28 protein-coding genes, 1 tRNA gene and 1 pseudogene are annotated in these 26,300 nt (G+C 71.4%); 15 read left to right on the top strand and 15 right to left on the bottom strand.

The window, feature by feature from the left end; all coding sequences use genetic code 11:
- Positions 1-100 precede the first annotated feature (100 nt).
- Both AB0F15_RS24315 and AB0F15_RS24310 read right to left on the bottom strand, forming a co-directional pair.
- Positions 101-508: an STAS domain-containing protein gene (locus tag AB0F15_RS24315; protein ID WP_360274362.1), complete on the bottom strand. Its 408-nt coding sequence runs from the start codon at positions 506-508 to the stop codon at positions 101-103.
- A gap of 27 nt (positions 509-535) precedes the next feature.
- A complete protein-coding gene (locus AB0F15_RS24310; RefSeq protein ID WP_360274359.1) occupies positions 536-892 on the bottom strand; it encodes a hypothetical protein in 357 nt (118 codons plus the stop codon).
- A 111-nt stretch (positions 893-1,003) separates the two neighbouring features.
- Here AB0F15_RS24310 and AB0F15_RS24305 point away from each other — a divergent pair, with 111 nt between their 5' ends.
- The 3 genes and pseudogenes from AB0F15_RS24305 to AB0F15_RS24295 all read left to right on the top strand — a co-directional run.
- Complete coding sequence (locus AB0F15_RS24305) at positions 1,004-1,159, top strand: hypothetical protein (RefSeq protein ID WP_360274356.1); 156 nt, start codon at positions 1,004-1,006, stop codon at positions 1,157-1,159.
- 293 nt (positions 1,160-1,452) lie between these two features.
- Positions 1,453-1,605, top strand: coding sequence for a hypothetical protein (locus tag AB0F15_RS24300; protein WP_360274353.1), 153 nt, complete (start codon positions 1,453-1,455; stop codon positions 1,603-1,605).
- A 100-nt stretch (positions 1,606-1,705) separates the two neighbouring features.
- Positions 1,706-2,248, top strand: a pseudogene (locus tag AB0F15_RS24295) (carbon-nitrogen hydrolase family protein); the annotation flags it as partial.
- Positions 2,249-2,334: 86 nt separating this feature from the next.
- On the opposite strand, the gene AB0F15_RS24290 reads toward AB0F15_RS24295, so the two are convergent.
- Positions 2,335-3,744 (bottom strand): RICIN domain-containing protein, encoded by a 1,410-nt coding sequence (locus AB0F15_RS24290; RefSeq protein WP_360274350.1) that lies wholly within the window; start codon positions 3,742-3,744, stop codon positions 2,335-2,337.
- Positions 3,745-4,079: 335 nt separating this feature from the next.
- On the opposite strand from AB0F15_RS24290, the gene AB0F15_RS24285 reads away from it, so the two are divergent.
- Positions 4,080-5,684, top strand: coding sequence for a glycosyl hydrolase 53 family protein (locus AB0F15_RS24285; RefSeq protein WP_360274347.1), 1,605 nt, complete (start codon positions 4,080-4,082; stop codon positions 5,682-5,684).
- A gap of 14 nt (positions 5,685-5,698) precedes the next feature.
- On the opposite strand, the gene AB0F15_RS24280 is transcribed toward AB0F15_RS24285, so the two are convergent.
- Positions 5,699-6,154 carry a MarR family transcriptional regulator gene (locus AB0F15_RS24280; protein ID WP_360274344.1) on the bottom strand — a complete coding sequence of 152 codons (456 nt, stop codon included), beginning with the start codon at positions 6,152-6,154 and terminating at the stop codon, positions 5,699-5,701.
- Positions 6,155-6,249: 95 nt separating this feature from the next.
- Between AB0F15_RS24280 and AB0F15_RS24275 the strand changes: the two genes are divergently transcribed.
- Together AB0F15_RS24275 and AB0F15_RS24270 are read left to right on the top strand one after the other, a co-directional pair.
- The gene (locus AB0F15_RS24275; RefSeq protein ID WP_360274341.1) at positions 6,250-7,122 is read left to right on the top strand and encodes an alpha/beta hydrolase; all 873 of its coding nucleotides are present in this window, start codon (positions 6,250-6,252) and stop codon (positions 7,120-7,122) included.
- A 36-nt stretch (positions 7,123-7,158) separates the two neighbouring features.
- Positions 7,159-8,001, top strand: a complete 843-nt coding sequence (locus AB0F15_RS24270) for a hypothetical protein (protein ID WP_360274338.1) — start codon at positions 7,159-7,161, stop codon at positions 7,999-8,001.
- A 2-nt stretch (positions 8,002-8,003) separates the two neighbouring features.
- On the opposite strand, the gene AB0F15_RS24265 is transcribed toward AB0F15_RS24270, so the two are convergent.
- The 3 genes from AB0F15_RS24265 to AB0F15_RS24255 all read right to left on the bottom strand — a co-directional run bounded on the left by AB0F15_RS24265 (position 8,004) and on the right by AB0F15_RS24255 (position 11,073).
- A tRNA-Glu gene (locus AB0F15_RS24265) sits at positions 8,004-8,079 on the bottom strand.
- 54 nt (positions 8,080-8,133) lie between these two features.
- Positions 8,134-9,453, bottom strand: a complete 1,320-nt coding sequence (locus AB0F15_RS24260) for an SDR family NAD(P)-dependent oxidoreductase (protein WP_360274335.1) — start codon at positions 9,451-9,453, stop codon at positions 8,134-8,136.
- A gap of 57 nt (positions 9,454-9,510) precedes the next feature.
- Positions 9,511-11,073 (bottom strand): hypothetical protein, encoded by a 1,563-nt coding sequence (locus tag AB0F15_RS24255; protein ID WP_360274332.1) that lies wholly within the window; start codon positions 11,071-11,073, stop codon positions 9,511-9,513.
- 240 nt (positions 11,074-11,313) lie between these two features.
- On the opposite strand from AB0F15_RS24255, the gene AB0F15_RS24250 reads away from it, so the two are divergent.
- The 4 genes from AB0F15_RS24250 to AB0F15_RS24235 all read left to right on the top strand — a co-directional run bounded on the left by AB0F15_RS24250 (position 11,314) and on the right by AB0F15_RS24235 (position 13,920).
- Entirely contained in the window at positions 11,314-11,685 is a 372-nt protein-coding gene (locus AB0F15_RS24250; protein ID WP_360274329.1) for a YciI family protein, read from the top strand.
- A gap of 43 nt (positions 11,686-11,728) precedes the next feature.
- Positions 11,729-12,961, top strand: a complete 1,233-nt coding sequence (locus tag AB0F15_RS24245) for a DUF6596 domain-containing protein (RefSeq protein ID WP_360274326.1) — start codon at positions 11,729-11,731, stop codon at positions 12,959-12,961.
- A 107-nt stretch (positions 12,962-13,068) separates the two neighbouring features.
- On the top strand, positions 13,069-13,485 hold the full coding sequence (locus AB0F15_RS24240) for an SRPBCC family protein (RefSeq protein ID WP_360274323.1): 417 nt from the start codon (positions 13,069-13,071) through the stop codon (positions 13,483-13,485).
- 3 nt (positions 13,486-13,488) lie between these two features.
- On the top strand, positions 13,489-13,920 hold the full coding sequence (locus tag AB0F15_RS24235) for a MarR family transcriptional regulator (RefSeq protein ID WP_360274320.1): 432 nt from the start codon (positions 13,489-13,491) through the stop codon (positions 13,918-13,920).
- A gap of 52 nt (positions 13,921-13,972) precedes the next feature.
- Here the strand turns inward: AB0F15_RS24235 and AB0F15_RS24230 are convergent, their stop codons facing one another.
- The 3 genes from AB0F15_RS24230 to AB0F15_RS24220 are packed head-to-tail and all read right to left on the bottom strand — an operon-like array spanning position 13,973 to position 16,490.
- Entirely contained in the window at positions 13,973-14,377 is a 405-nt protein-coding gene (locus tag AB0F15_RS24230; RefSeq protein WP_360274318.1) for a DUF3224 domain-containing protein, read from the bottom strand.
- A 37-nt stretch (positions 14,378-14,414) separates the two neighbouring features.
- Entirely contained in the window at positions 14,415-15,905 is a 1,491-nt protein-coding gene (locus tag AB0F15_RS24225; protein ID WP_360274315.1) for a UbiD family decarboxylase, read from the bottom strand.
- A gap of 27 nt (positions 15,906-15,932) precedes the next feature.
- Complete coding sequence (locus tag AB0F15_RS24220) at positions 15,933-16,490, bottom strand: UbiX family flavin prenyltransferase (protein ID WP_360274312.1); 558 nt, start codon at positions 16,488-16,490, stop codon at positions 15,933-15,935.
- 106 nt (positions 16,491-16,596) lie between these two features.
- Between AB0F15_RS24220 and AB0F15_RS24215 the strand changes: the two genes are divergently transcribed.
- The gene (locus AB0F15_RS24215) at positions 16,597-18,477 is read left to right on the top strand and encodes a histidine kinase (RefSeq protein ID WP_360274309.1); all 1,881 of its coding nucleotides are present in this window, start codon (positions 16,597-16,599) and stop codon (positions 18,475-18,477) included.
- On the opposite strand, the gene AB0F15_RS24210 is transcribed toward AB0F15_RS24215, so the two are convergent.
- From AB0F15_RS24210 to AB0F15_RS24190, 5 genes are all read right to left on the bottom strand, one after another.
- Positions 18,418-19,023 carry a response regulator transcription factor gene (locus AB0F15_RS24210; protein WP_360274306.1) on the bottom strand — a complete coding sequence of 202 codons (606 nt, stop codon included), beginning with the start codon at positions 19,021-19,023 and terminating at the stop codon, positions 18,418-18,420. The two genes, AB0F15_RS24215 and AB0F15_RS24210, sit on opposite strands and share 60 nt — an antisense overlap.
- A gap of 256 nt (positions 19,024-19,279) precedes the next feature.
- On the bottom strand, positions 19,280-20,026 hold the full coding sequence (locus AB0F15_RS24205) for a thaumatin family protein (protein WP_360274303.1): 747 nt from the start codon (positions 20,024-20,026) through the stop codon (positions 19,280-19,282).
- 49 nt (positions 20,027-20,075) lie between these two features.
- A complete protein-coding gene (locus tag AB0F15_RS24200) occupies positions 20,076-20,885 on the bottom strand; it encodes a glycoside hydrolase family protein (RefSeq protein WP_360274300.1) in 810 nt (269 codons plus the stop codon).
- 80 nt (positions 20,886-20,965) lie between these two features.
- On the bottom strand, positions 20,966-21,379 hold the full coding sequence (locus AB0F15_RS24195) for a cysteine/serine endopeptidase inhibitor (protein WP_360274297.1): 414 nt from the start codon (positions 21,377-21,379) through the stop codon (positions 20,966-20,968).
- A gap of 345 nt (positions 21,380-21,724) precedes the next feature.
- The gene (locus tag AB0F15_RS24190) at positions 21,725-22,633 is read right to left on the bottom strand and encodes an SDR family NAD(P)-dependent oxidoreductase (protein ID WP_360274294.1); all 909 of its coding nucleotides are present in this window, start codon (positions 22,631-22,633) and stop codon (positions 21,725-21,727) included.
- A 127-nt stretch (positions 22,634-22,760) separates the two neighbouring features.
- On the opposite strand from AB0F15_RS24190, the gene AB0F15_RS24185 reads away from it, so the two are divergent.
- The 4 genes from AB0F15_RS24185 to ligD all read left to right on the top strand — a co-directional run bounded on the left by AB0F15_RS24185 (position 22,761) and on the right by ligD (position 26,056).
- Entirely contained in the window at positions 22,761-23,429 is a 669-nt protein-coding gene (locus AB0F15_RS24185) for a TetR family transcriptional regulator (RefSeq protein ID WP_360274291.1), read from the top strand.
- Positions 23,430-23,502: 73 nt separating this feature from the next.
- The gene (locus AB0F15_RS24180; RefSeq protein ID WP_360274288.1) at positions 23,503-24,234 is read left to right on the top strand and encodes a dienelactone hydrolase family protein; all 732 of its coding nucleotides are present in this window, start codon (positions 23,503-23,505) and stop codon (positions 24,232-24,234) included.
- 144 nt (positions 24,235-24,378) lie between these two features.
- Complete coding sequence (locus AB0F15_RS24175; RefSeq protein WP_360274285.1) at positions 24,379-25,125, top strand: GAF and ANTAR domain-containing protein; 747 nt, start codon at positions 24,379-24,381, stop codon at positions 25,123-25,125.
- 10 nt (positions 25,126-25,135) lie between these two features.
- On the top strand, positions 25,136-26,056 hold the full coding sequence (gene ligD, locus AB0F15_RS24170) for a non-homologous end-joining DNA ligase (protein WP_360274282.1): 921 nt from the start codon (positions 25,136-25,138) through the stop codon (positions 26,054-26,056).
- Positions 26,057-26,300 lie beyond the last annotated feature (244 nt).

Raw genomic sequence — 26,300 nt, 5'->3', positions numbered from 1 at the left:
GTGCAGATGATGTGACGTGGTCGGACGTGGTGAACTGACAGACAAGGCCTTGGCCAGGATCGTGCCGCTGCTGCCTGCAGCCGACGTCCCCGTTCCGCCCTCAGCTCGTCTCCCAGGAGGCGCGGGCGTGGCTGACGAACTGGGCACGGCTGTCGGTGGCTTCTGCCCCGCGCCGGGTGCGGTAGCAGTCGAGCACCGCGTCGAAGCGGGTGGCGCGCAGGAACTCACGGACGAGGGGACGCTCGCCGGTCACCACGCGCAGCCGCGCGGCGCCGGCGGCATCGTGCGCGGCGTGGATCGCCCTGATCCCGGCGACGGACAGGAAAGCCAGTTCGGACAGGTCGAGAACCAGCGCCTCGGGCTCGGTGGCGAGGATTTGCGCGACGGCGTGCACCAGCTTCGACGCCGTGCCCGCGTCCAGCTCGCCGGACAGGACGAGGACCACTACACCGGATTCGCCGCGCGTGCGCACGAGCCCGAGACGCCCCGGTCCGGATGAAGTGCTCATGACCGCCACCTCCACGTCAGCTCATGGTCACCGCGGCTTCGGACGGCAGTCTTCGGCGCCGGTGTCCTCCCCGACCATCATGCTCGAAAGCCGGTGACCGAGGTGCCGCCGGGCTGGGCTGACGTGCCGGCGCTTGCCGGTACCGGCGATGGTGTAGGCCAGTGCCTGCAGCTCGCGGACCCCGGATCCGGCGAGCAACCGGACCCTGACTGAGGTCGACCACCGGATCCGGAGGCCGCCGGTCAGCCGCAGCAGCCGATCGGCGAACCCCGGACAGCCGCTCGTGTCCAGGTCGCCGGTCACGACGCCGACCGCCCACCGGTCCGTCCGCACCACCTCCGCGGACCACCGCGGGACCTGCGGGGGCGCCTCGGGCTCGTCCACGCGTGCCTCCTCACGCCGGATCCCTCGCACGTAACCGGCTGTGTGGCCCACAAACGGTCTGCACCCCATGGAGCGTGGCATGGACGCCGCCGGCCCGGGTACAGACCCACCATGGCTGACAAGGACATCAAAGAGGTCAACCCCGACCCGCCGGTCTCGCCCGGCACGGCGCCCGTGCCGGATCTGGACGTCGACGTGGCGCGGTTCACGCGAGACGATCCGCCGTCGTCGCTGCCGGGCACCGCCGCGTCGGAGCCGCCGGACTGACCGCGCCCGGCTGCTCCATTCGGCCCCGCGTTTGCCGGTGGGCATCCCGGGTGTCTGCCGGCGAAGACGAGCGGGGTGATCGGCATCCGGCCGAAGGGAGCACCATGACCACCGCAGCACGCCCGGCCGGACCCCGTTCCCGGACAGCCCGTTCCCCCGAACGTGGCCGCCCCGGCAGGCCGGCAGACGGGAGACCTCGGGGTGGCGGCTTCGGAGCACACCACCGGGCCGGAGACGAAACCCGCATTCAAACCACCGAGTTCTTCGTTTTCCTGGCCGGTGTAGTCGCCATCGTGATCACGGCGGTGACGGTCGACGGCGACGCCACCACCGGCGGTGACCCGTTCAACGCCGAACAAGCACTGCGCTACATCACTTTCCTGGCCATCGGCTACATGATCAGCCGCGGTTTGGCCAAGGCCTTGCCGTGGACTCCGACACGCTGACAGTCGCCATCGCGCAGCACGCGCCCGTACCCGGCGACGTCGCGGAGAACGCGCGTCGTGCGGCCATGACCGTTGCCGCCGCGGCCGGCTCGGGTGCGAGGCTGCCGCTGTTCCCGAACTGTCGTCGACCGGGTACGACTTGGACGGTCTCGGCGATCCGGCGTGCTGGGTGACCGCCGAGGACTCACGGCTGGACGTCGTCCGCGAGGCGAGCCGCGCCCACGGGGTGACGACCGTCGTCGGTGCGGCGTGGCGGGGGCCCGGCGGTGATCGGCTGCCGCCGTCGGTCGCGCCGGCACCGGACGGCACGCTCGAGGTGGCAGGCAAGCGCTACCTGCACGGGCGGGACCTGTTCCAGCCGGGCGTCTCCGCGCGACCGCTGGTCATCGACGGCTGGCCGATCGCGCCGGCGGTCTGTTACGACGCCGCGGTTCCCGCGCACGCCCGTGACGCGGCCGAGCGGGGCGCGGACGTCTACGCCGTGTCGGCGTTGTCCACGGAGGGACGGGAGCGGCGCCTGGACCTGCACGCCGCGGCCCGGGCGATGGACCACCGGATGTACGCGCTGGTGGCTGGTGTGCGGTCACCGCAGGCCCTGCGTGCCGCACCAGGGCTTCCGGATCCGGCCGAAAATCCGCCGTGAGCGCCGTCTCGGCTCCGGCCCGGCCGCCGGACCGGAGCGATGCCGACGGCGTGGTATCGCTCCGATCCGGGGCCCGGGGACGGTCGTCAGCCGGCGGCGACGATGCGCCACCGCTGGTTGGTGCTGCTGCTGTCGGCGTACTGGCCGACGTCGGCGCCGTTGCTGGTGCGGCCCAGGCTGTCGAGGTACTCACCGGTCGCGCGGTTCTTGATCCGCACGTTGTTCGCGTCGGTCAGCACGGACCACTGCTGGCTGGTGCTGCTGCTGCCGGCGTACTGGCCCACCGCGGCCCCGTTCGTGGTGCGGCCCGCGCCGTCGAGGTAGAGGCCGGTGGCGCGGTTCTTGATGCGCACGTAGTTCCCGGAGTTCTCGACACTCCACTGCTGGTCGGCGCTGCCGTCGGCGCCGGCCTGGCCGGCACTGGAACCGGCGGTGGTCCGGCCCAGCCCGTCGACGTACAGACCGGTCGCGGCGTTGACGATCCGGGCGTAGGCACCGCCCCCGCTGCCGATTCCCCACGCGTACTGCAGCCGGGTCAGCCCGCTGGCGTTGGACAGCGTCAGCTTGATGCCCGAGCCGGTGCCGGTCTTGGTGGTCAGGCTGTACCAGTCGCCGTCGCGCAGACCCGGCCAGTACACGCTGCCCATGCCGAGGCTGCGGAGCTTGCTGCTGACTCCCCGGATGTAGTCGGCGAAGAACGAGCCGCTCGGGACGCTGTAATCGATGGGGCCGTACTGGACGCCGTTCTTGCTGCCCGCCGACATCGGGCCGCCCCACTCGGTGGCGATGGTGCGGTCGGCGTACCCGCCGATGTAGCCGCCGATGTGGTTGGCCCACTCGGTTTCGCTCTCGTAGCCGGCGAAGAACGAGTAGTCGTGCACGGCCAGGAGCGTGCCGTCGAGACGGCTGTCGCCGCCGACCGCGGAGACGTTCTGCGCGTAGCCGGTGCCGTCGAGGATCACCCGGCCGCGCGGCACGCCGGGGTACCGGTTCAGCCAGTCGTTGTAGAAGGTGCGCAGGTCGGCGGTGCTGTAGGAGTACGGCTCGTTGATGACTTCGAAGTAGGCGTTCGGGTTGCTGCCGTACTTCGCGACCACCTTGTCCCACATCTGCTGGAACCCCGTCGTGCTCGACGGCTTTCCGCCGCTGTACGCCCAGTAAGCCAGGATCACCTTGCCCTTGCTCAGCGCCGTGTCGATCGCCCCGGTGTAGGTGCCCCAGTAGCCGGAAACCGTCGGCTCGTTGATCGGCATCCGGACCGTGTCGGCGCCGGTGATCGAGTAGAGCTGGCCGACGACCTGGTTCGCCGAGGCGGCGGCCGTGGAGTACGTGTCCGACGCGCCGAGCCCGGACACGTACAGCACGCCGTTGACGAAGTTGTCCCTGGTGTCGGCCCAGTTGACGCCCTTGAACCCGGCGGTGGACGCCCCGGCCTGGTTCGGGCCGACGGTCAGCATCGTTGCGGCGAGCACGAACACCGACAACACCTTGAACACTGCGTAAAGCACTCCACGGCTCGCGGTGTGGTTTCGTGACCTCATCGTCTCGCCCCTTTCCAGCCGTCGCGCGCATCGGCGGATGCGTCTCCGGGATACTCGTAACAGATGCGGCTGCGGCAAACCAGAACGGCGAAGCGAAACGGTCAAGAACGGTCAGAATTGAACACGTTTCCCCTCCTCGGGGTCGAAACCGTCGAATAACCGGTGCGGCCTTCCGCTGGTGCCCGAACGCCGACCGGGAATGAACTTTCATTGACACCAAAAGCCCGCGACTGCCACCATCCACTCCTTGTGCTCCGGCGCCGGAGGGCGCCACGACCCGAGGAGCGCCCATGCCCGGGTACGCCGCACCCCGCTCGCCGAACGCGCGCCACCTGCGGTCGGCCGGGGTACTGGGGTCGGCGATCCTCGCCGTCGCCGGCTGCCTGCTTCCGGGCGGCGCCGCCGCGGCGTCGTGGGGACCGGCGGCCGCTCCGCTGGTCGACGTCGCGGTGACCGCCACCGCCACCGCCGACACGGAGCAACCCGGCCACCGGGCCGCACTGGCCGTGGACGGGGACGGTGCCACGACCTGGTGCCCCACCGGGCCGGGCGGTGCGATCACGATCGATCTCGGTCGGCCGCAAGCGATCGAAGGGTTCGGGCTCACCCTGCTGGGAGCCGGTCCCGGCGACGTCCGCCTGGAGACGGGGCCCAAGCCGGGGAACCTCCGTCCGGCAGCGACGGCGTCGAACGTCGCGGCCGGCGTACCGACCTGGCTGAGTGCCCGCCTCCCCACGCCGGTGCGCTACGTTCGCGCGACCGTGACCGGCTCGGCGCCGGGAAGTCCCTGTCTGTCGGCCGTACGGGTGCTGGCTCGGTCGGCCCGCGGGATGGTGCTCGGCGACGACCTGTCGTTCGCCGTCCAGGAATCGGCGGTGCACAACGTCTTCCGCGACCGGGGCGTGGCGCGGCTGCCGGAGGAGATCCTCGCCGCGCACGGCGCCAACTATGTCCGGCTGCGGTTGTGGAACGACCCGCCCGGCGGCTACAGCGATCTGCCTTCGGTGCTCGCGATGGCGAAACGGGCCAAGACGGCGGGCATGCGGATCCTGCTCGACTTCCACTACTCGGACTTCTGGGCCGACCCGCAAGGTCAAGCGACACCCCGCGCCTGGCAGGGGCAGGACCTGCCGGCTCTCGCCACGACGGTCCGGAACTTCACGCGGGACACGCTGAACGCGCTGGCGGCGCAGCACACCCCGGCGAGCATGGTGGCGATCGGCAACGAGATCCGCAACGGGATGTTGTGGCCTGCCGGCAAGGTGGATTGGTCCACCGGTGCGGGCTGGGACGCGCTCGGCACGCTTCTGCGCGCGGGTGCGGCGGGGGCCGCCGACGCGGCCGGGCCGACGCCGCTGATCCAGCTCCACTTCGACCAGGGCGGCGACAACGAATCCAGCCGCAGGTTCTTCGACAACGTAGTGGCCCAGCGCGTGCCCTTCGACGTCATCGGATTGTCCTATTACCCGTTCTGGCACGGAACCGTTTCCCAGCTGCGCGCGAATCTCGACGATCTCGCCACCCGCTACGGCAAGCAGGTGGCGCTGGCCGAAACGCAGTACGCGTGGACGCTGGCCGACGGGGACTCGACGGGCAACTTCATGTGGCAGGAATCCCAGCTGCTGCCCGGCTACCCGGCCACTCCCGGCGGGCAGCTCGCGTTCGTCTCCGACCTGACGTCCATCCTCGCCGCGGTGCCGGGCGGGCGGGGGCTCGGGTTGTTCTACTGGCAGCCCGAATGGATCCCCGGGGTCGGCTGGACCCCGGGGGAGGGCACCCCGAACGACAACCTGACGCAGTTCGACTTCGACGGCGACGCGCTGCCCGCGGTGTCGTCGGCCGACCCCCTGCGGGCGTGCCGGCTGTACCCGGCTCAGGTGGCGTGCGGCCGGTGACCGCGGCAGCCGGATCAGTCCTGCAGGTCTTCGGCGGTGAATGAGCGGCGCTCGGTGAGCCGGGCCAGGTGGGCTTCCAGGGTTTCGAGCTGCTCGGGGCCGATCCGGGCGGCCCAGCGGCTGCGCACGTCGTCGAACAGCGCACCGCCGACGGTCATCAGCTCGTGGCCTCGCGGCGTGACCCGCACCCGCTTGCGGCGCGCGTCGCCCGGGTCGGGCTCGCGGTCGACGTAGCCGAACCCCTCCAGGACGGCGATGGTCTGCGCGGCCGCCTGCTTGGTGACCGACAGCCGGCGACCGAGCTCGGAGGCGGTGTCCGCACCCGCGTCCACGGCGCGCAGGGCGAACTCGTGCACCGGGCGGACCCCTTCGTGGCCGCGCTTCGCGAGCTCCACGTTGACCTCGTCGACCATGGAGTGGAACCCGCCGAGCAGCAGAAGCGCGAGCTCGGCACCGCTGGACTGCGCCATGGGGACGATCATACGAGGCCCCCCAAAGTGGACAAGGCACTTGTCTATCCTCTAGGCTTCGACAAGTTACTTGTCCATCTGCTGGAAGGAGCCTCATGAACCGCCTCGCCGCCACCATCCCCGGTGCCGACCACCGCCGGGTCCGTCTCAACGGGACAGAGCTGCACTACGTGGCCGCCGGCACCACCGGGTCTCCCGTCCTGCTCGTGCACGGCTTCCCGGAGACGTGGTGGGTCTTCCACAAGCTGATCCCCCTGCTCAGCGAGCACCACCGGGTGTTCGCCGTGGACCTGCGCGGATTCGGCGACTCCGCCATCGCCACTCGCGAGCACGACAGCGCGACCGCGGCGGGAGACCTCGGCGACCTGATCGCCCGCCTGGACGTCGGCCCCGTCCACCTCACCGGCCAGGACATCAGTGGCCCCACGACGTTCCGGCTCGCCGCCACCCGCCCCGAACTCGTCCGCAGTTACACCGGGATCGAGACCGCTCTCCCGGGATTCGGCGCCGAGCTGCTCGCCGACGTTGCCAGCGGTGGCGCTTGGCACATCGGCGTTCTCGCCGCTCCCGGCATCCCGGAGATGCTGCTCGCCGGACGCGAGCGCGAGTTCCTCGCCGACTACGCGATCCCGTCACTCGCCGCGCGCCCGGACGCGTTCACCGACGCCGACATCGACGAGCTCGTCCGTTCCTACGCGCGACCCGGGGCGTTCGCGGGGGCCGCCGGGCTGTACCGGTCCTTTCTCTCGGAGGGGGAAGAACTCCGCACGCTCGCGACCCGGAAGCTCGACATGCCCGTGCTCGCGGTGGCGGGTTTCTCGGACCGCACCTCCACGACGTTGCGGCAGGTCGCCACGAACGTGACCGCGGTACGGATCGACGGGATCGGCCACTACGTCGCCATGGAAGCCCCCGACCGGCTCGCGGCCGCGCTCCGGTCCTTCTACGCGGACATCGATGGGAACTGACGTCGTCCCGCCGGGCGTTCTGCGATACTCGCTGCCGTGATCAGTGGGGACACCGCACCGGGGACGCATTTCCTGCTTTCGCTGATCGGGCGGTGGGATGCGGCCCGGGTGCAGCGACGGCTCCGGATGGTCCGGCCGAAGCTGCTCACCGACGAGCGCGCCGCGTGGGAGCTCAGTTCTTTCGGCGCGCCCAAGTCGGTGCTGCTGTGGATGCTCGAGCGAGACGATCCCGCCACGAATCGCCTGGCGTTCCACCTCAACCGCGCGGACCCTCCGCTCCTGCGCGACATCTTGCGCGGCCTGCCGTTCGGCGCCGCCACCGGACCGCTGCCGGTGCAGGTGGAACTGGACTGCGAGCGGTGGAACTGCTCGCACGCGGAACCGGAGATCCGGGTCAGCCCGCTCGGACTGATCGGCGCGCTGCGCGAGGCACGGACGATGCGGCCGGCCCGGCGGGCGGCGCGGGCCGTCAGCAGGCCCGACTGGGCCGCGGTCGCCGAGGCGGATCGGGCGGAGCCGTTGCCCGGCTACGCGCGCTGGGCGTTGGCCGAGCGGATCGACTGCCCGCCGGAGCTGCGCACGCAGTTCGGCTCGTACCCGAGGTTCACGAAACGGCTCCACAAGGCGGGTATCTTCGAATTCCGGGACTACGTCGAGTCCGGCCGCCCGCCCGTGAACGTGCTGGCCGTGCTGCACCTCGGCACCCAGTTGTTCCCGCACCGCGTGAGCGAGGCCGCCGCGCTGCTGAAGCCGCTGGTGGACGCCGAGCTGGGGGCGAATTCGGACGCGTGGACGGTGTTCGAGGAGCGGTTGCCGACCTTCGCCGGAACGGTGCCCGAGCTGCTCGCCACCTGCGGCGCCATCGCGCGGGGCAGGTGAGGTGACGGGCGGCTGGATTCGAACCAGCGTGGTCTCCCTTGAGGAGGAAGCGCGACTGCCTCTGCGCTACGACCCGTCGGCACGGATGGTACCCAGCGGGGATGCTCGATCACCAGCGGGGTTCGAGCCGGCTCACCACGCCGCCTCGCGGTAGTCCTTGAGGAACACGCCCGCGCTCGGCGCTCCCCGCTCGCCCCGCACGATCGGGTCGTACACCCTCGCCGCACCGTCCACGATGTCCAGTGGCGTGCGGAAGCCGCGCCCGGCGATCCTGGCCTTCTTCGGCATCGGGTTCTCGTCGGTGATCCACCCGGTGTCGACCGAGCACATGTGGACACCGCGTTCCGCGAGTTCGGGCCCGCTGGTGCGGGTCAGCATGTTGAGTGCCGCCTTGGCCATGTTCGTGTGCGGATGGCCGGGAGTCTTGTTCCGCACGGCGAACCGGCCCTCGACGGCGGTCACGTTGACGACGTAGCGGCGTGGGTGCGGTGAGGCCAGCAACAGCGGCAGCAGCCGGTCGCAGAGCAGGGTCGGCGCCAGCGCGTTGATCAGCTGCGTCTCCAGCGCCTCGGCCGCGTCGAGTTCACCCACGCGGACCGACCACGAGTTGACCGGGGCGGTGTCCGGCAGCAGCCCCGCCTCGTCGATCTCGGCGAGGGCCAGTGCGCCGCGGCTCTGCCCCAAGGCCGGCACGGGACTGAATCCGGGCGCCAGCACGGCGTTCGACGGCAGCGCGCCGGTCTCGCCGCCGATCAGCGCCGCGTAGGACTCGGGTGGCCGTCGCACGGTCTGGGCCGCGTTGTTGATCAGGATGTCGAGCGGCCTGCCGTCCGCGCGCAGCGACTCGGCGAAGCCGAGTACCTGACGGGGATCACGCAGGTCGATGCCCACCACCGTCAGCCGGTCCAGCCACCGCGCACTGCCCGGCACCGCCGCGAAGCGCCGCTGGGCGTCGCGCGGAAAGCGGGTCGTGACCAGCAGTTCGGCTCCGTCCCGGAGCAGCATCAGCGCCAGCTGGAAACCGATCTTCACCCGCCCCCCGGTGAGCAGCGCACGGCGTCCCGTCAGATCCGTGCTCGCGCTTCGGCGTTCGGCGTTCTCCCGTGCGCAGGAGGGGCAGAGCCGGTGGTAGAACGCGTCCGCGAGCTGGTAAGGCTCCTTGCAGACGTAGCAGCGCCTGGTCCGGGCCAACGGACGGGGCACCGCTTCCGCGGCCGGGCGCAGCGGCGCGTCTTCGCGCCGGTCCAGGGCCCCCGTCGCCGTCGCCGCGTCGACCGCCGCGTCCGCCTCGGCGCCTTCGGTCGCCCGCGCCTTCTTGCGTCGCTGCCGGCCCTCGCGGGCGAACGACTCCGCCACCCGCTCGGCCTTCGACCGCACCGGGTCGTCCACCGGCAGTTCCCGCAGCCGCGCGACAGTTTCGTGGAACGCGGCGATTTCGGCTTCGGTGATCACGCGGTCCCCCTCCTGCGGTCCCGGCCGGATCCGCAGCCGGTGGCGCCTGCCTTCGCGCTACGGCCAGGGCATCGGCAGGATCGTATCCCCCCGATCCGCAGGGCCACGCCCACCGGCCCACCAACCGGCCGCGACGACCACCGGCAGGCACACCGCGGCGAGGATCAGCCCGAGGCCGACGGCCGGCCCACGCTCCTGGGGGTAGCCCACGGTCCAGCCCAGCATGGGTCCGACGTACGCCAGCCCGGTCAGGACGGCGGCGGCCGCGACCACCAGGCGCGCGGGGCCCAGCACCCGTTGCGCCAGCAGGAGACCGGTCCCGATGCCGATCAGGCACAAGGTGATCACCAACCGGGGGCCGGTCGATATCCCGCCGTCCCACACGAACAACCCCACCGCGCCCGAGATCGGAAGGGCCAGGAAGAGGAGCACGCCGAACGGGGCCACGGCGGCGAGCCCGCGTCCGAGCCGGGCACGAACCCGGGCGGCCGCCACCGACGTCCCGATCAGCAACGCGAGCAGGGTGAGCAGACCGGCGGTGTCGACTTCGTTCCCGATCGCCCGGCCGAACCCGGTGAGCGGCACCGGCCGGATGTCCAGCCCGGTTTCGGCGATCACGACCGGGACCCGCCGCCAGACACCGTCGACGCTGCGGACGGCGAGCCCTTCCACCCCGTTGGCCACGGTCACCTCGTGTCCACCCGGGACGGTGCGGACCAGGACTTCCACACTGGCCACCTGGGACACTCGAGTCACCGCACCGGGAAACGGGTGCTGGCGCAGGACGAACGGCCACCGGGCGGCGGGCACCTCCCAGGCGGTGTGCCAGGTCAGGCCGGCGTCGATCGTCTCGTCGACGCCGAGCAGGCGACCACCGCGCGGCACCGGGTCCGCATAGTCGAGTTCACCGCCACCGTGCACCCGGTAGCAGTGCGCGACAGCCTGGGGCACGCAGGCTTCGACCTGCGGCGTGCGCTTCGGTGGCTGCTCGTACGTCGGCGGCTCGGGCACCGGCGCCTTGGCCAGGAGCGTCCAGTCGCCGACGCCCGAGGCGGAGCCGTAGATCAGCCCGTTCGCCTCGATCACCACCTGCGAGCCTTCGCTTCGCACGGAGTCGACCGACGGGAGTGTTTCGGAGGGCGCCGACGTCGCGGTGATCGCCAGCACCGCGAACGGCGCCGCGACGATCACGCGCAGCCGCAAGGCCTGGCCGTCCGGCAGCGGTGGCGCCGCCGCCACCCGGCGCCAGATCCACCAGGAAAGACCCAGCGCGGGCAGGGCGACCAGGTCGCTCGGATCGGCCAGGACGACCGACGGCCCGTTGACCGCCGACCAAGCCGCCGAGGCCACCTCGGCGCCCACCGCGGTCAGCTTGACCACCACGAACCCTGCCCCGGTGGACAGCACCGCCACCGCGGCACCGACCCGGTCGGCCAGTACCAGGCCGAGCAGCAGCCCGAGCACCGGCGGTGCCGCCACCAGCCCGGCGACGTCGCTGAGCTTGCCGGTGACGAGTCCCGGCCACGCCTGTTTGAGCACGTGATCGTTGAGCAGCAAGACCGCCGTGGCACCGACCGTCAGCGGATGCGCCAGCCAGCGCAGGAAGCCCCCAGTTCGCACCTGGTCCAGCCTGCAGTGCGGTGATCACGACCGTGACACGGTCCGGCGCCGGATCGGCGCGGGCACGCGTTCAGCCGGCGAGGGCGGTGGCGGTGCGGGACGGGCTGGGCGGCCGAGCGCGGCGGGCGCGGTACTTTGCGTCCCGGCAAAATTCTTCCGGGTTCGTGTTGATCCGCGGGCCGCTCGTTCGACAAGGGGGTGCGAGGCCGAGAGGCGGCCCCGCGGGATGAGGAGAACGCGATGTCGAAGTACATGCTGATCATGCGGGGCACGGACGAGTCGAACGCGGCCATGATGGCGAACATCGACGAGATGATGGCCACGAGCCGCCAGTTCATCGAGGACCTGTTCAAGGCCGGCGTCTACGTCGCGGCCGAGGGGCTGGACGATCCGGGCCAGGGCGTCGTGGTCGACTTCAGCGGCGAGACCCCGGTGGTCACGGACGGGCCGTACGGGGAGACCAAGGAACTGTTCGGGGGGTTCTTCCTCGTCGACGTCGCCTCGAAGCAGGAGGCGATCGAGTGGGCCAAGCGCGTCCCGGCGGCTCCCGGGGCCAAGGTCGAGGTCCGGCGGGTGCCGGGCAGCGACGAGGCCCCGCAGGCCGGCGCGTGATCGCCGGAGAACGAGCCGGATCCGCGAGCGGCGGTCGAAGCTGATGGACGCCGCCGACGTGGAGGCTGTCTGGCGGATCGAGTCGGCGCGGATCGTCGCCGCGCTGACCCGGTTCACCGGCGATTTCGGGCTGGCCGAGGACGCGGCCCAGGAGGCGGTGGCGGAGGCACTTGTGTCGTGGCCGCTCTCGCCGCCGGCCAACCCGGTCGGCTGGCTGAAGGCCACGGCCCGGCGGCGGGCCATCGACGCGATCCGCCGCCGGGCCGCCCTCCAGGACCGCTACGCCCTGCTGGCGGCCGACGGGGAAACCGGCCCCGGCGAACTCGATCCCGGGGAAATCGACCCCGACCGGATCGACGACGACGTCCTGGCGCTGATGTTCGTCAGCTGCCACCCGGTGCTCTCGCCCGAGGCCAGGGTGGCGTTGACCCTGCGCGTGGTCGCCGGCCTGTCCAGCGAGGAGATCGCCCGCGCTTTCCTCGTCCCCGTGCCGACCGTGCAGGCCCGCATCACCCGGGGCAAGAAGACGATCGCGGCGGCCGGGGTGCCGTTCGAGCTGCCGGCGGCGGGGGAGCGACGGGAGCGGCTGGGCGGCGTGCTCAGCGTCCTCTACGTGATCTTCACCGAGGGGTCGACGGCGACGTCGGGTGACCGGCTGCTGCGCCCCGACGTGGCGTACGAGGCGATCCGGCTGGCCCGCACCCTGGCCGCGCTGCTGCCGGACGAGCCGGAGGTGCACGGCCTGCTCGCGTTGTGCGAGCTGACGGCCGCGCGCTTCCCGGCCCGGACCGGCCCGGACGGTGCGCCGGTCCTGCTCGAGGACCAGGACCGGCGCCGGTGGGACTTCTCGGCGATCCGCCGGGGCCTGGCCGCGCTGGCCACGGCCTCGGTGCGCGGCCTCGGCCCGTATGGCCTGCAGGCCGCGATCGCCGCCGCCCACGCGTCGGCGTCCTCGGTCGAGGCGACCGACTGGGACCGGATCGTGGTGCTCTACGAGGCGCTGGGCCGGGTCGCGCCGTCACCGGTGGTCGAGCTCAACCGGGCGGTCGCCGTGGCCATGGCCTCGGGGCCGGAGCCGGCACTGGCCATTGTGGACGAACTGGTCGCCGCGAACCGGCTCCCGGGTTCGCACCTGGCCCCGGCGGTGCGCGGGGAGCTGCTGGCCCGCCTCGGCCGGCGAGCGGAGGCGCGCGCCGAACTGGAGCTGGCGGCCCGGCTGTGCGCCAACCTGCGCGAACGCTCGGTGCTGCTGCGCAAGGCGGCCGCGCTGCGCTGATCACGCCACCTCGCTCGGCCGTCCGGACGAGCGCCCGCAGGAAGTTCACGACCTCGTGACGCCGGGGTGTTGATCCGATGGTCTCCGCGGAGATAATCTCCGCACCCATGTGGGAATACGAGCACGCGGTCGAGACCGGGGTAGCGCCCCCGGTGCTGTGGCGCTACTGGTCGGACATCGCGGGGTGGCCGGCGTGGAACGAGGGCATCGAGAAGATCGAAGTCGACGGTCCGCTCGAACCCGGGACCACCTTCCGGATGACGCCGCCCGGCGAGGAACCCATCGCGATGCGGATCGCCGAAGTGGAGCCGGGGGTGTCGTTCGTCGACGAGATGGACGCCGGCGAGTTCGTCGTGCGCACCGTGCACCGCTTGGAACCGTTGCCCGGTGGCGGCACGCGGATCGTCTACCGCACGGAGTTCGTCGGCCCGGCGGCCGACCGGATCGGGCCGGAACTCGGCCCGCAGATCACCGCCGACTTCCCCGACGTGCTCGCCGCGCTGGTCCGGGTCGCCCAGGGCTGAGCCGTGTCGACCGGTCCTCAGGAGAACGCCGGGTTCCTGCTGTGGCACGTCACGCTGCGCTGGCAGCGGGTGGTCGTCGCCGCGCTGGCGCCGTTGGACCTCACCCACGTGCAGTTCGTGCTGCTGGCCAATCTCTGGTGGCACAACACCCACGACGACGAGGACCCCAACCAGCTCGCCCTGGCGCGGTACGCCGGTACCGACGTCAAGATGACCTCCCAGGTCCTGCGCAAACTGGAGGCGAAGGGTCTGATCGTCCGGGAGGTGGACCCGGACGACACCCGGGCGCGGCGGCTGCAGGTGACGCCCCGGGGTGCCGCGCTCGCCCAGCAGGCGATCGCCGAAGTGCAGCGGGTCAACGGAAAGTTCTTCGCGCCCGCCGGGGATCCCGCCGCCGTGCTGGCGATGCTGCGCTCGCTCGCCGAACCGCCCTGATTCCGGGGAGCCCGGTGCGGCCCGGCCGTCGAACCGGCCGGGCCGCGGCCGGCTATTCGAACCAGTAGTCCAAGGTGATTTCGGCGTTCTGGCCGAGGCTGGCGGTGAACCCGCCCTCGCCCCGCAGGCCGGTCAGGTCGCCGGTACCGGAACCCGGTACCACGAACCAGGTTCCGCTCACGACGGAGTCCCGCAGGGTACCGGCGTCCTGGAGGACGAACGTGCCGTGCCGGCCGCCGATCGAGCCGGTCACCTGCTCGACCCCCACGAAGCTCGCGGCCCCGTCCGGGAACGACGTCTGGAGGAAGCGGACGACGCCTTCGCCTTCGATGTCCCCGCGGAACTGTTCGGTGACCTCGATCTTCACCAGGTCGGGTCCGCCGTCGGCGCCCTTCAGGTAGGGAGTGGGTTCATAGGTGTGCACTTCGATGGTGCCGGTCGCGGTGGTGCGGGTCATGGTCACTCCTGGTCGATGGCCGGGTGGGGGCGGGCTTTCACGCGTCGTAGCCGTACGCCGGCCAGCTGTCGAGGACGCGCTGCCGGATTTCGGAGGGCCAGCCGTTTTCGAAGCTGCCCTTGATGGGCCGGCTGCCTTCCGGGTAGAGGTCGGCGAGCAGGCAGTTGTAGACCACCTTGCCCGCCATGAAGGTGTGCGACTCTTCGGGACTGAGGTAGACGGCGAGCTGGTCGCTGAGCTTGTGCGGGAAGTGGAACTCCCCGCGTTCCGGGTGCGAGCGGGTGGCGAAGGCCCAGACGACCTCGTCGAGATCGGTGATGTCGATGTCGTCCTCGACCACGAGGATCTTCGGGGCGTTGACCCCGGGCTTGCCGGAGAAGACGACGTCGGCGATCTTGCCGATCAGCTCGGCGGAGGAAATGCCGAGCGTGCGGTGCCAGTCCTGCCGGAGGGACACGACCAGCCAGTGCACCGCGGCTTCGTAGGGGTACCAGGCCGAGGCGGCGGGCAGGCCGGCCTTGCGCAGCTGGTAAAGGATCTCGGCGGCACTGGTCGTGCCGATGATGGTGTGGTCCTCCTCGACGGGCGGGCCGGCCGCGACGACGGCTTGGAGGGCGTTGTCCCGGTAGGTGATCGCACTGACCTGGAAGAGCGCCTTGGGCGAGGACTCCGTGGCGTTGTAGCCCGGGAACTCGTTCATCGGCCCTTCCAGCACGGTCTCGTCGAGGTGGATGTGGCCCTCGATCACCATTTCGGCGGTGGCCGGGACCAGCAGGTCCACCGTTTCGGCGGGGACGACCTCGATGCCCTCGCCGAACAGCGCACCGAGGTAGTGGCTTTCGTCCGCTCCCTCGGGAATGGGCATGCCGCCGACGAACGGCAGGCCGGGCTCGACGCCGATGGCGAGCGCGATCGGCATGTGCTCCCCGCGCTCCGTCCACTGGGCACGGATGATGCCCAGGTGCTGGGGCGGCGGGATCAGGCAGGCGAGGGTGTCCTTGCCGGCGATCATCATCCGGTTGACCGACCAGTTGGTCCACGTGCCGTCGGGCGTCTTGGCGATGTTCAAGCCGTAGGTCTGGATGTAGCGGCCGCCGTCGTTGCCGTGGATCAGCGGGGTCGGGAAGGCCAGCAGGTCGATGTCGTCGCCGGTGACGACGTTCTGCTTGCAGGGCGCGTCCGCACGCGCGACGACGACCGGCGGGATCCCCGCGGCATCGCGCGAGGCGACCAGCACTTCGATGATCTGCTGCCCGGAGGCTTCGGCGGGCAGGCCAAGCGCGAGCGCGATCCGGGCGAGCGGGTGGCCGGACGCCGACAGCGCGCCGGGCGCGCCCAGCAGGCCGAACCCGGTGTCCTGGTACCCGGTGAGGTTGGTGAACAGCGGTGCGGGTGCCCGCAGGTCGTAGCTCCGGCGGATGATCGCGCCGACTTCCAGGTTCCAGTCGACCTCCTGGTCGATCCGTTGCAGATCACCGATGCCGTCCAGGGCATCGATGAATTCGCGGAGGCTGCGCAGATGTTTCACAAAGCGTCCTTTCTGGACGATCAGGCTCTATTCGCCCCAGCGCGCCAGATCCGGCACGTCGATGCCCAAGAGGTCCAAGGCCCGCCCGGCGGTGTGCTCGACGATGTCGTCGACGCTCCGGGGGCGCAGGTAGAACGCGGGCACCGGCGGCATGACGATCCCGCCGGACTCGGTGACGGCGGTCATCGCGCGCAGGTGCCCGAGGGTGAGCGGTGTCTCGCGGACCAGCAGGACCAGCCGCCGCCGTTCTTTCAGCGTCACGTCGGCGGCGCGGGTGAGCAGGTTGTCGCTGGTGCTGTAGGCGACGGCGGACAGCGTGCCGACCGAACACGGTGCGATGATCATCCCCGCCGTGCGGAACGAGCCCGACGCGATCGCGGCCCCGATGTCGGCGGGCCGGTAGGACACGTCGGCCAGCGCGGCCAGGTCCTGCGCGGCCAGATCGGTTTCGTACGCGCGGGTTTGCTGTCCCGCGGCCGTGACCACCAGGTGCGTTTCGACGCCGGCCTTGCGGGCCAGTTCCAGCACCCGGCACCCGTAGGCGATGCCGGTGGCGCCGGTGATCCCCACGACCAGCCTGTTCACCCGAACCCCCTTTCCCGGCGCGATGCCCGTTGTGTGAGCAGCAGGTTCACAGGCGGGACCACCGGCCGGATAGTGCGTGGATCATCGAGGGAGATGTGAAATGTTCATGACCGCGCAACGGGTCCGGCGTCTCGGCGGTGGCCTTCGCTTGGTGCGAGGCGACGCCGACCGGCTGCAGGTCCGGCTCGCCCGCCGGATGCTGTGGGTCGCGTTCGGCCTCGTCTGCTGCATCCGGCTGGAGAACGGGGTGAGCTCTCACCTGCCCTGGCCGAGCCTGCTCCTCGCCATGGCGCCGTACCCGGCGCTGATCGCGATCCTGAGCGGGTGGCCCCGGCGCCGGGTCCTGCTGCTGGCCCTGGTCACGATCCTGTACGCGGTGCCGTTCGCGATCGTGGGAATGCACTGGGCCTGGCTGCCGTGGCCGGTGGCCGTGGCGGTCCTCTGTGTACTCCCGGGCCGGGTGGCCTGGCCGTTGTTCGGCCTCGTCGTGGCGGCAACGGTGGCGGCGGGGTTCCTGGACGGCGACATCGCCAACACCGCGATCCACCGCGGCCTGGCGACCACGATCGACGGGCTGATCTTCTTCGGCCTGTCCTCGCTCGTCGGCATGGTGGTCAGACTGCAGGCCGTGCGCAGCGAACTCGCCCGGCTGGCAACGATCCGGGAGCGCCTGCGGGTGGACGGCGAACTGCGGACCGTCGTGGGCGACAGCCTGCTGGCCATCGCGGAAAAGCTGGAGTGCGCGACGCCCGAAGACATCCGGGCCGGTCTGCGGGACGCCATCGACAGCGCACGACGGACCTTGGCCGAGATCAGGGCGACGGCCGGCGCGTACCGCGTCACCGAGACGCCGTCCCCGTGTCCCCTGATCGAGTCGCCGAGGCTCGCCCGCGGAATCCTGCTCGGCGTCCTCCTGGCGGAACTGGCCATGCAGACCCAGATCATCATCTGGGGTTTCGACGATCCCGCCGCACTGGTCGTGGCTTTGCCGGTCCTTTTCGCCGCGGCGGTCATCGTGCTGAGACCGCCGAGCCGGACCTCCTACGTGCTGCTGTGCCTGCTGCTCAGCCTGCCGGTCGTGCCCGGTGCCTTCTTCACGTTCGGGCTCGCCGCGGTCAGCAACTTCTGGGGCTTCTTCATCGGGGTGACGCTGCTCCGGTACCGCCCGCCGCGCTCATGGGTGATCACAGTGCTCGTCCTGGCCGCGAGCGTCCCGCTGGACTTCTGGCCGCCGCCGGGCGAAAGCGTCGTGCAGGCCAGCGGGGACGTCGCCTCGCTGATGGTGCTGGCCTGGCTGACCTACAGCCTGGCCCGGCTCGCCGATCTGGTGGTCCTGCTCGAGGAGGCCGGCCGGGAACTCACCGAGGCCGCGGTCGCGGGGGAACGCGCCCGGATCGCCCGGGATCTGCACGACGTCCTGGGGTTCAGCTTGTCGGCGCTCGCCCTCAACGGCGAGTTGTGCCTGCGGCTGCTGGACACCGACCCGGTCCGCGCCCGGACCGAGTTCGCCACGCTGCCGGTACTGGCCCGGCGGGCGGTCACGGAACTCGGCTCGGTCGTCAACGACCGGATCGGGTTGCTGCTGACGGAGGAACTCGCCGCCGCCCGTGACGTGCTGGCAGCCGCCGGCATCGAGGCGACGACCCGGATCGACACCGGTCCGCGGGGAGCGGACCTGGACACCGAACTGGCCGCCGCGCTGCGGGAGTCGATCACGAACGTCCTGCGGCACAGCACCGCACGGACGTGCCTCATCGAGATCACCTCGGCGGGCGGGGCGGTCCGGCTGCGCGTGCTCAACGACGGCGCCTCCACCGGCCGCGGGACCGGCGGTTCCGGGCTCGCGGGCCTGGCCGAACGCAGCCGGGGCCGGATCACCGCGCGGCACCTGCCCGGCGACCGGTTCGAGCTGGTCGCCGAGTTCGGGTCAGAGCCAGCCCGACTCCGTCGCGATGCGGATGGCGTCGACCCGGTTCCGGCCGCCTAGCTTGACCTGCGCCGAGGTGAGGTAGTTGCGGACCGTGCCCTGCGTCAGGAACAACCGCCCGGCGATCTCCAGCGGATCCGCGCCCGTCGCGGACATGCGCAGCACCTGGGTCTCCCGCTGGGACAGCGGGCTCGGCGCCGCTTCCAGCGCGGCCGCCGTCAGCGCCGGATCGAGCACCCGGCCGCCGGCCGCCACCGTCCGGATCGCGTGCGCCAGCTCCGCGGGGCCGACGTCCTTGGGGAGGAACCCGGCCACCCGCGCCCGCAACGCCGTGCGCAGCTGGCCCGGTTTGTTCAGCCCGGTCAGGATCAGGACCCGGCAGTCCGGCGCGACCGTCTGCAGTTCCGCCGCCGCGTCCAGCCCGTCCCGCTCCGGCAGGTCGATGTCGAGCACCGCGACGTCCGGACGGACTTGCAGCACGGCCGGGACGATCCCGGCACCGGAAACCACCTCCGCCACCACCTCGAGATCGGCTTCCAGCGACAGCAGTTCGACCAGTGCCTTGCGCAGCAGGTGCACGTCCTCGGCGAGCAGGATCCGGATCACGGCACCGCCCGGCCCAGCATCGTGGAAGTACTTCCCCGCACGAACATCGCCGCCTCACCCCCCGGCACACGCCGGCCGCGGCCCCCGCCGCCGACGACGAACTCTACCTGATCGGCGGCGGCGTCCGGCGGAGCTTCACCGTCCGGGACCGGCTGCTCACCGGCGCTCGAGGTCCGCCCGGACGATGTTGACGATGGTGGCCGGGGTCACTCACCCCCACGGAAGTCAGTACAGCTTCCGGGTCCCGAAGTCGCCGTCACGCGCCGTGGAAGGTGATCGTGAAGCCGGTGCAGGAAGCGCACTGGTACATCGTCCGGTTGCCTGGCTCGATGTCCTGTTTGGACCACGCGTACGCCTTCGGGCAGTGCGACTTGATCGCATCGCTGTAGCTCGTGGGCGCGTCGCGGTTGGGGTTGACGCAGTTGATCAGCGTGCCGGCCGGGGAGTACCGGCGGTCTTCGCCCGGGCAGTAGGACAGCAGGTTCTCCGGGCACCCGGCCGTGCCGCACGAAGCCGAACCCGGTGGCACAGAGGCGTTGACGGGCTCGATCGTGATCGGCAGCGAGAACGCGTTGACGTAGCTGACGTCGTACCACGGCGCGAGGCCGTCGGCGGTGTCGAAGTTGAACTCGGCCAGGCTGGCCGGCTGTTCCCCGGTGGTGCAGTGGTCGGCGTAGCTGCCGCAGTCGGCGACCAGGCAGTGGAAGTCCCGGCCGGACGTGCCCGTGCACCCTTGGCGCGCGAAGAACTTCCCGCGCCAGTGGCCGGGGGCCGCCGTCTCCGGGATCGTCACGGTCGCCGACTGCCCGTTCGCCAGCGTCGGCAGGTTCGCGAAGTTGACCGACCCGTCGGCGTTCACGGTGCTGCCCAGCCAGAGGGTCTGGCCGGAGCGGTTCACGAACGTGACGGTGTGGTTGCCCCCCGCCGCGGCGGGCGTCGCCGGCGAACTCACGGCCAACGCCGCCACGATCGCCGCGGCAACGGCGAAGAGCCGCTTGGACATCCTGGAAAACATGGGGTTCGACCTCCGATCGTTGCGTGCTGGGGAGGGATCAGCCGGCGGCCCGGTAGGCGGCGCCACTGGCGTTCGGGGTGGTTCCCGTGTACAGGCCGGTCGGGGTGGTCGACGTCGACAGCGAGAACCAGGCGTAGCGCTCGACGAATGGCAATCCGTCGAGCATTGCCGTGGACCGGCTGACGAAGTCGGCCTGCTGGGCCGCGGACGGGTACCGCGGGGTGGGTCCGGAGAAGTCGGTCAACGCGTATTCGGTGACCCAGATCGGCAGGTGGTAACGGTTGTACACGGCCTGGAGGTAGGACTGCAGCTGCCCGGTCGCGGCGGTCGAGAAGTCGCCGCCGTACCAGTGCAGCGGGATGAAGTCGACGCGGTAGCCGCGGGCCGCCGCGCCGCTCAGGAACCGGTCGAGCCAGCCGCCGGCGGTGTCCGCGCCGTACGCCACCGCCGGCGCGCCGAGGCGCAGGCCCGTCGCCTGCAGCTGCGGCCACAGGTTCAGGGCGGTCTCGACGGACATGTTCGCCTGGCCGGCCAGGTCCGGTTCGTTGAACGCGAGCAGGGTGCGGCCGGCCGCTTTCGCCTGCTGCAACTGCGCCGCGGTCACGGAGCCGGCGCCCCAGATCATCGGGACGAACTCCGTTCCGGCCGGGGCGGTGATGCCCCGGGGGTCCGCCGCCCAGGTGTAGAACCACCGGGCGCCGACGTCGCCGAGCGCGGTGGTCACGCCGGAAAAGGCGGCCGCACTGACCCCTTTCTTGGTGCCGGCCGCGGTCGCGGGGGCGGCCAGGCCGCCGACAGCGGCGAGGGCGACGGCCACGAGGACGACGATCTTCCTGAATTGGTTCATACCACTTACTCCGGTGCTCGCCGAGGTGGACGATGCGTGCAGGCCGGCCTCCGGCAGTGGCGCCGGAGACCGGCCCGGTCTCAGGAGTGCACGAACGTCCAGGTCACCGGGATGTTGCCCAGGCCGGGATCGGCCAGCTGTGCGAACGCCGGCGCGCTGAGGTCGATGTGCGCGCTGTCGCAGCTCGGGCACTTGTCGACCACGGGCACGGTGATGGTCCGGCCGTTGTACGACACGCGGACGGACACGCCCCGGCACAGCGGGTCGTTGTTCGGGTTGGCCGTGGTCCAGTACGCGGCCGGGGCCGCGGCGAGCAGCTGCGTGGCGGCGTTGATCTGCGTGCCGCAGGCGCCGTAACCTGCGTCGTTGTAGTAGGTGGCGCGCCCATTGATCGGCTGGTCGAAAGGAATGTCGGCCCATGCCGTACCGCTCATCGTCAGAGGAAGCGCGACAGCGGCGGCCAGCACGCCGAGTGACTTGATGGTCTTACGCATTCCGTCCCTTTCCCTCGTGTTCCGGACGTGCTCGTGTCCGTGACGAACTGGGGGATTCGTCCTTGCGGCACACCGCAATCGGAGGGATCGAGGCCGGGTGGTCCAGACCTTCCCTGCGGTGTCCGGGCCAGATGCTACTGCGCCGCACAATACTTCGCTATGACAAAGAATTGTCCGGACAAGATCGGCCGTCAACGTTGACAACGCGAGGGAAGGGCGCCCGTAACGGGAATCGCGGGAGCGGTTCTCGAAGATTCCGGAAATCGTCGGAGAACCGTGGCCGGGTGCTGTTCATTCGTACTGTGGGCGGCCACGGTGCCGGTGGCCGCCCTGCTGCCGGGTTCGTCAGCCGACGTGGAACTTCACCGCGGTGAGCTCCTCCGAGACGGCCCACAGGCGCTGCTGGACCGCCACGTCGTAGGACTGGGGGCTGGACGCGACCACCTGCGGGCGGCCGCGGTAGCCGCCGGGGCCGTCGGGGCCGTAGTACTGGCCGCCGAGGGCGGCGGGGTCGGTGGCGGCGCGCAGGATCGGGAGCGCGCCCTTCTCCGAGGTTTGGCTGATCAGCGGCGCGACCGCCGGGAAGAGGACCCGGGCGACGGCGGGGGAGTTGCGCATCAGTTCCGTGCGGGCCACGCCGGGGTGGGCGGCGACGGCGACGGTGGTGCCCCGCGGCGCCAGGCGGCGTTGCAGTTCGTAGTGGAACATCAGGTTGGCGAGCTTGGCCTGGCCGTAGGCCGCGACGCGATCGTAGGAGTTCTCCCACTGCAGGTCGTCGAAGTGGATCGCGGCGCGGATGCGGTGGGCGAGGCTGGCGACCGTCACCACGCGGGACCCCTCGACCGGCAGCAGGAGGTCCAGCAGCAGGCCGGTGAACGCGAAGTGCCCCAGGTGATTGGTGCCGAACTGCAGCTCGAAGCCGTCACGGGTGGTCTGCCGCGGCGGGTACATGACGCCGGCGTTGTTGATCAGGAGGTCGATCTTCGGCAGGGCGGTGTGCAGTTCGGCCGAGGCGGCCCGGACGGACTCCAGGGACGCGAGGTCCAGCTCCTGCACGGTCACGTCGGCGTTGGCGCCCAGCCGTGCGGCCGCCTGCTTGCCCTTCTCGACGTCGCGGACGGCCAGCACCACCTTCGCGCCGCGCTCGGCGAGCACCTTGGCGGTGTCGAACCCGAGGCCGGTGTTGGCTCCGGTGATCACGGCCACCCGGCCCTGCTGGCTCGGGACATCGCGGTCGGTCCAGCTCTTGCTCATGGAGGTCCCTTCGGGGGCGGCCCTTGCGGACCGGTGGTCTGTTATGAGACGACGCTAAAGAACCGTCGGTCTGATGTCAAGAGACCTCTGGTCTTTAACTTCTCGTCCCGAGCGTTAGGCTGGGCTCATGACGTTCCAGCGGGCGCGCAGCGCGGAGCAGCGGGAGGAGCGGCGTCGCGCCATCCTCGACACGGCGCTCGCCATGCTCGACGAGATGCCGGTGGCCGAGATGAGCCTCAACGAGCTCAGCCGGCGGGTCGGCTTGGCCAAGTCGAACGTGCTGCGCTACTTCGAATCCCGCGAGGCGGTGCTCCTCGAGCTGCTGGACGGCGCGCTGCGGGAGTGGCTGGCCGAGGTGGCAGGCGAGCTGGCCGCGGGTGCCGACCCGGACCGGCCCGCACGGGAGCGGGGCGAGCGGTTCGCGGCGGTCGTCGCGCACTCACTGGCCCGGCGCACGGTGCTGTGCGACCTGCTCGGCGCGCAGGCGGCGGTGCTGGAACACAACGTGTCCGCCGACGTCGTCGTGCGGTTCAAGCGGTCCGCGCTGACGGGACTGGACGCCATGGCCGAGCTGCTCCGCAGCTGCGTGCCGGAGGTCGGCGACGAAGCCGCGCCGGTGTGCCTGCTGGCCATGATCCTGACCGGCGGGCTGTGGACGCACTGCCGTCCCTCACCCAGTGCGCGCGCCGCCTTCGAGGCGGACCCGGCCCTGGCCGTCCTCCACCTGGACCTGGCCCCGGCCCTGCAGAACGGCTTGAGCCTGTTCATCGCCGGTGCCGTGGCACGCAACGGCTGAGGCGGCGCCCGCGCTGTTCCGCCCGCGGTGAACAGCGGTCCGGGCGCGCTCGGGGATCAGTACCTTCGCTCTCATGGGAACGATCACGACGCGCACAGTCGAGTACCCGGCCGACGGCCTCACGATGGCCGGGCACCTCGCGCTGCCCGCCGGTACCGGCCGCCGGCCCGCGGTCCTGCTCGGTCCCGAGGGGCCGGGGCTGAACGACTTCCAGCGCGGCCGGGCCGATGCGCTGGCCGAGCTGGGGTACGTGGCGCTGGCCTTCGACATCCACGGCGGGCGCTGGTTCACCGATCCCGAGGAGATGCTGGCGCGGTGCACCCCGCTGCTCGCCGACCCCGATCGGCTGCGGGAGATCGGCCACGCGGCGCTCGACGTGCTGCGCGCCGAGCCGCGGACGGACCCCGCCCGGATCGCGGGCATCGGTTACGGCACCGGGGGAGCGATCGTGCTGGAGCTCGGCCGCGCCGGGGTCGAGCTGCGCGCGATCGGCACGGTCAACGGGTTGATGACGGGCCGGCCGGGCGAGGCGGCGCGCATCCGTTGCCCGGTGTGGGCGGGGGTGGGTTCGGAAGACCCGATCCAGCCACCGGCCCAACGCGACGCGTTCGCCGCCGAGATGCAGGCCGCGGGTGTCGACTGGCGCCTGACGATCTACGGCGGTGCGCTGCACGCCTTCCACCACCCGCCGGTGGGAGGCGACCAGATCCTCCTCCCCGGCGTGGGCCACCACCCCCGGCACGCGCAGCGAGCCTGGCGCGACGTCGTCGGCCTGCTCGCCGAGTGCGTGCCCGTAGCGGAGTGAGCCCGGCCCGGCGAGGGCCCGGCCACAGCCGCGCCGGCCGATGACCACTTTCCGAACTTCCCGCACCGGTCACCGCCGGCGGACATGACCGGCGGGAAAACGGGTACCCGGAAACTCCCGCGCCCCGAGCGGAGGAGCAGACCAATGGAACGGACGGATCCCACCGCGACGGCTTCGCCCCTGTTCGACGAAGTCACCGGAGCGCTGGAAGCCCTCAACGCGGTCCTGCGGGACGAGGACGACTTCCGGGTGTTGCTGCGGCACGTGTGCCTGCAGGTGCCGCACGCCGTCCCGGGCGTCGACGAGGCATCGGTCACGCTGGTGACCGGAAAGGTGCCGCACACGGCGACCGCGACGAGCGCCGTCGTGGGCGACCTCGACGGCGAGCAGTACCGGATCGGCGACGGCCCCTGCCTGGAGGCGATCCGCGGCGGCAAGATCGTCCGCACCACCGTGTCCGACGCGCTCGGGCGCTGGCCGGGCTTTGCCCAGGACGCCCGGGAAGCGGGCTTCCGCAGCTTCCTCGCCGCGCCACTGGCCGCCGACGAGCAGTTCTCCGGCGCGGTCAACTGCTACGGACGGCAGGACGGCGGCTTCGAGGAGGTCGAAGCGCAGCTGCTCGAGCTCTACACGGCCGCGGTGGAGGCGATCCTCCGCGTGTACCACCGGTACCTGCGGGCCAGGGAGACGGCCGAGCAGCTCCGGACGGCGCTGACGTCGCGCGCGGTCATCGACCAGGCCAAGGGCATGCTGATGGCGATCCGCCAGGTCGGCGCCGACGACGCCTTCGCCATCCTGGTGGAGCAGTCGCAGCGGGAGAACACCAAGCTGCGCGAGGTCGCCGAGCGGTTCGTCGAGCGGGTGGTCTCCGGGCACGCCCGGCCGCGGTAACGTGGGGGCCGTGGCGGGGAGCCGGATCACGGTGCGGGTCGGCGAGCGGCAGCTGACGCTCTCGAACCTCGAGAAGGTGCTCTACCCGCGGCACGGCTTCACCAAGGGCGAGGTGCTCGACTACTACACGCGGATCGCGCCGGTGCTGCTGCCGCACATCCGCGACCGGGCGATGACGTTCGTGCGGTTCCCCGACGGCGTCGCCGGTGGCTCGTTCTTCGAGAAGGACGTTTCCCGCCACGCCCCGGACTGGGTCCGCACCGCGCGCCTGGCCGTCGGCGGCCGCGGCAAGGACGCCGAAATCATCTCCTACCCGCTGATCAACGACCTGCCCGAGCTCGTGTGGGCGGCCAACCTCGCGGCGCTCGAACTGCACGTCCACCAGTGGACCGTCGGTGCGGACGGCGAGCGCGGCACCCCGGACCGGCTGGTGTTCGACCTCGACCCCGGCCCCGGCGCGACGGTGGTCGACTGCTGCCGGGTCGCCGAACGGCTCCACGACGTCCTGGCCGCGGACGGGCTCACCCCGATCGCGAAGACCAGCGGCTCGAAGGGCATGCAGCTGTACGCGGGGATCGTGACCTCGGACGGCGGCGAGCCGTCGCGGTACGCGAAAGGGCTGGCCGAGCAGCTCGCCGCGGAGACGCCGGACCTCGTCGTGGCGCGGATGACCAAGAACCTGCGTCCGGGCAAGGTCTTCATCGACTGGAGCCAGAACAACCCGTTCAAGACCACCGTGGCGCCGTACTCGCTGCGCGGGCGCGACGAGCCGACCGTGTCGGCCCCGGTCACGTGGGACGAGGTCCGCGCCTGCCGCCACGTCACGCACCTGAGGTTCACCGCCGGCGAGGTCCTGGAGCGCGTCGAAGACCTCGGAGATCTTTTCGCCGATCTGGAACGGACCCGGGTACCGATTCCGGCGTTCGGCTGAACTTCGGGAACCGCCATTCCGCCGAGTGCCGCCGCAGGTTTTCGGAGAATTGCGGGAAACCGTTGTCACCTGCGGATTCGATCGTCCACAACGGACCGTTGCACGTGCAGACGACCGTGTGGCTGCACGGACCACGGAGGGGAAAATCCGGTGGTGGGCCGAAGTCGGCGAACTCGGTACGGTCTACGCACGAAGCGCGGCAGTCGTCGCGGTGGCGAAAGACAATGACGTGGCGGCGGTTGCC

Source organism: Amycolatopsis sp. NPDC026612, from assembly GCF_040638285.1.
Classification (GTDB): domain Bacteria; phylum Actinomycetota; class Actinomycetes; order Mycobacteriales; family Pseudonocardiaceae; genus Amycolatopsis.
The sequence above is the reverse complement of the archived record's forward strand: the minus strand, read 5'-3'. Positions and strand labels throughout refer to the sequence as shown.

Coding starts and splice junctions, on each gene's coding strand:
- AB0F15_RS24240 (WP_360274323.1), top strand. CDS start 13,069: ATGTGGGAATACGAGCACGCGGTCGAGACCGGGGTAGCGCCCCCGGTG.
- AB0F15_RS24195 (WP_360274297.1), bottom strand. CDS start 21,379: ATGCGTAAGACCATCAAGTCACTCGGCGTGCTGGCCGCCGCTGTCGCG.
- AB0F15_RS24185 (WP_360274291.1), top strand. CDS start 22,761: ATGACGTTCCAGCGGGCGCGCAGCGCGGAGCAGCGGGAGGAGCGGCGT.
- AB0F15_RS24305 (WP_360274356.1), top strand. CDS start 1,004: ATGGCTGACAAGGACATCAAAGAGGTCAACCCCGACCCGCCGGTCTCG.
- AB0F15_RS24175 (WP_360274285.1), top strand. CDS start 24,379: ATGGAACGGACGGATCCCACCGCGACGGCTTCGCCCCTGTTCGACGAA.
- AB0F15_RS24245 (WP_360274326.1), top strand. CDS start 11,729: ATGGACGCCGCCGACGTGGAGGCTGTCTGGCGGATCGAGTCGGCGCGG.
- AB0F15_RS24275 (WP_360274341.1), top strand. CDS start 6,250: ATGAACCGCCTCGCCGCCACCATCCCCGGTGCCGACCACCGCCGGGTC.
- AB0F15_RS24215 (WP_360274309.1), top strand. CDS start 16,597: ATGACCGCGCAACGGGTCCGGCGTCTCGGCGGTGGCCTTCGCTTGGTG.
- AB0F15_RS24205 (WP_360274303.1), bottom strand. CDS start 20,026: ATGTCCAAGCGGCTCTTCGCCGTTGCCGCGGCGATCGTGGCGGCGTTG.
- AB0F15_RS24280 (WP_360274344.1), bottom strand. CDS start 6,154: ATGGCGCAGTCCAGCGGTGCCGAGCTCGCGCTTCTGCTGCTCGGCGGG.
- AB0F15_RS24285 (WP_360274347.1), top strand. CDS start 4,080: ATGCCCGGGTACGCCGCACCCCGCTCGCCGAACGCGCGCCACCTGCGG.
- AB0F15_RS24250 (WP_360274329.1), top strand. CDS start 11,314: ATGTCGAAGTACATGCTGATCATGCGGGGCACGGACGAGTCGAACGCG.
- AB0F15_RS24180 (WP_360274288.1), top strand. CDS start 23,503: ATGGGAACGATCACGACGCGCACAGTCGAGTACCCGGCCGACGGCCTC.
- AB0F15_RS24200 (WP_360274300.1), bottom strand. CDS start 20,885: ATGAACCAATTCAGGAAGATCGTCGTCCTCGTGGCCGTCGCCCTCGCC.
- AB0F15_RS24230 (WP_360274318.1), bottom strand. CDS start 14,377: ATGACCCGCACCACCGCGACCGGCACCATCGAAGTGCACACCTATGAA.
- AB0F15_RS24190 (WP_360274294.1), bottom strand. CDS start 22,633: ATGAGCAAGAGCTGGACCGACCGCGATGTCCCGAGCCAGCAGGGCCGG.
- AB0F15_RS24315 (WP_360274362.1), bottom strand. CDS start 508: ATGAGCACTTCATCCGGACCGGGGCGTCTCGGGCTCGTGCGCACGCGC.